We start from the raw sequence: 2676 nt of genomic DNA on the forward strand, positions 1-2676 counted from the left end.
TACCTAGAAGTAGCCGCTGAAAAATTAGGATACAAAAACATCCAACAGCTCAAAAAAAAACTAAATACCAAGCCTTAATAAAAGCAAAAGATAAAGCTAAGGGATTTGTTTCTTTATCGACTATTACCAGTTGTTTTGGACTAAAACGAGATGCCTATTATAAGTTTAAATGCAGAGCTGATAAGCGTTTAAAACTAGAACAACAAGTTATTAATATAGTCAAGAAAAGACGCAAATCTCTTCCTAGAGAAGGTGTACGTAAGCTTATAAAAGCGTTGGATAAAGATTTTAGAAAAACTAATCTTAAAGTCGGTAGAGACACACTATTCAAAGTATTAAGTTCTCAGGGCATGCTTACTTTAATAAAAAAATATAGTTCCAGAACAACAAACTCCCATCACCGTTTTTATAAATATGACAACATTATAAAAGACCTAAAAGTGACAAGGCCTAACCAAGTTTGGGTGTCTGATATTACCTATATCAGAACCGTAAAAGGATTTTGTTATCTAGCACTAATTACAGATATGCACTCAAGGAAAATAATGGGTTACGACCTAAGTGATAGCTTAGAACTTAAAGGATGTGTAAGAGCGCTTAATAAAGCCATTTATAAAGCTAAGCATGTTACAGGACTCATACATCACTCAGATAGAGGCATACAATATTGTAGCAATGTATACACGCAAATACTTAAAAGAAATAAGATAGAAATTAGCATGACTGAAGAAAACCATTGTTACGAAAATGCAATGGCAGAACGTGTAAACGGAATCCTAAAAGATGAGTTTTATCTGGACCAAACCTTTACTAATGTAGCACACGCGAAGAGGGCTACAAAAAATGCAATTAATTTATACAACGAAATAAGATTACATTTATCTTTAGACTATAGAACACCAAATATGGTATATCAATTATCAGCTTAAAACNCATACTAAAAGATGAGTTTTATCTAGACCAGACCTTTACTAATGAAGCACATGCGAAGAGGGCTACAAAAAATGCAATTAATTTATACAACGAAATAAGATTACATTTATCTTTAGACTATAGAACACCAAATATGGTATATCAATTATCAGCTTAAAACCAATTTTTAACTGTAGCCATATTTCAGGACTAGACATTTGAGAAATGAAGAAAACCATAGGAAAACCTGAAAATTGGCAAGATTTTGAATCACTTTGCAAAAAGCTTTGGGGAGAAGTTTGGGCAATACCTAATAAGATAAAGAAAAATGGAAGATTAGGTCAAGAACAAGCAGGTGTTGACGTTTATGGAATACCTAAAAATGAAACTCAATATTGGGGAATTCAAGCAAAAGGAAAAGACGATTACTCGAATGCAAAACTAACAGAGAAAGAAATTATAACTGAAATAGAAAAAGCTAAAACTTTCAAACCACAGTTAGAAGTTTACATTATAGCCTCTACCCAAAATAAGGATTCAAAAATTGAGGAATTCATTAGATTAAAAGATATAGAGAATAGAGAAAATGGCTCATTTGAAATTCTACTTTTTTGTTGGGAAGATATTGTTGATTTATTGGAAGATAATCAAGATGCTTACCAATGGTATCAACACGGAATCGGACAAAAAGGAAAATTTGATTTTAAAATATCATTTAACGAATTGGACGATAATTTAACCCTTAACCCAATTTTCGAAAAAAAAATAACAAAATATAGATATACAAGTAAATCAACATCTGATATTTTAATGGAGAGATTTAATTCTCATAAATCAATATTAGACAGTATAAACCCACTTTTCCCATTTCAATCAAATAAAGTAAATAAATCTTGGTGCAGTTTTGACTTTGTAATGGAGAATATTGGTTCAGTAGTAATCGAAGATTGGCGAGTTATTATAAAGTTTAAGGAAGGTGTTAGTAGACTTGACGAAGGAACGCCACTTTTCCCAAAACTATCATTAACGGAATTTGTTGATAACGAATCAAAAACAATTACTTATCAACCACGAGACAATAAACCATTAATTCAAAAAGACAATACATATTTCAAATTATCATTATTACCTGAACCAAACTCTCAAAAGATTGTGTTCGAATGGGAGTTACTTGCTAGAGATTTTAACAGAAAAGACGTTGCCGAAATTTTGATTGAGCCAGAATATGTTGAAAAAATTGAAATAGAATTGGTAAATGATAAGGCTGAATTGGGAGAAGATGAAATTTTTATATCAAATCACGTTGTTGAAAAGGAATAAAAAAACAGTGCACAACAATGGTAATCGTTGCACAAGCCCAAAACAAATAGTACACCTTTAATTAAAAACCGTCTTTAGAGACGGTTTCTGTTTTTATACAGTTAATATTTTAGGTGATTTACAAGGTCTTAAAAGCGTATTAATAGCTTTATAAAAGGTGTTTTTTAGATTAAAATAAAGTGCAAGTGCTCCTGCATCACTTTTAGTACGTTTTTCAATAAATTTCATGTATTTTTTGAGATTGTAAGCAATAGCTGAGAGTTGCATGCATTTATTGGCTTGTTTTACACCAATAGTATTAACCTTATTTAACCCCATAAACTGTGTCAGGGTTCCAAATACGGGTTCTACGGTGCTTTGCCGTTTTCCTTTCATGTAACGCCCTTGATTACTGTTTACTCGAGCTATATTACGTTGGTATTCCTCACGATAATAGGTAACTGT

Annotated in this window: 4 protein-coding genes; 3 read left to right on the forward strand and 1 reads right to left on the reverse strand. The window is 31.5% G+C overall.

Going from position 1 to position 2676, the window contains the following annotated elements; genetic code table 11:
* The first annotated feature begins 77 nt into the window (after positions 1-77).
* The 3 genes from AC0UBM_RS18275 to AC0UBM_RS18285 all read left to right on the forward strand — a co-directional run bounded on the left by AC0UBM_RS18275 (position 78) and on the right by AC0UBM_RS18285 (position 2232).
* The gene (locus AC0UBM_RS18275) at positions 78-929 is read left to right on the forward strand and encodes an IS3 family transposase (RefSeq protein WP_475689627.1); all 852 of its coding nucleotides are present in this window, start codon (positions 78-80) and stop codon (positions 927-929) included.
* A 5-nt stretch (positions 930-934) separates the two neighbouring features.
* A complete protein-coding gene (locus tag AC0UBM_RS18280; protein WP_475689628.1) occupies positions 935-1090 on the forward strand; it encodes an integrase core domain-containing protein in 156 nt (51 codons plus the stop codon).
* Between the two features lie 47 nt (positions 1091-1137).
* Positions 1138-2232: a hypothetical protein gene (locus AC0UBM_RS18285; protein WP_475689625.1), complete on the forward strand. Its 1095-nt coding sequence runs from the start codon at positions 1138-1140 to the stop codon at positions 2230-2232.
* A gap of 93 nt (positions 2233-2325) precedes the next feature.
* Here AC0UBM_RS18285 and AC0UBM_RS18290 read toward each other — a convergent pair.
* Positions 2326-2676 (reverse strand): transposase (locus tag AC0UBM_RS18290; protein WP_475689626.1); only part of this gene is annotated, 351 nt, incomplete at its 5' end.

It is taken from the genome of Formosa sp. F44 (assembly GCF_056238645.1).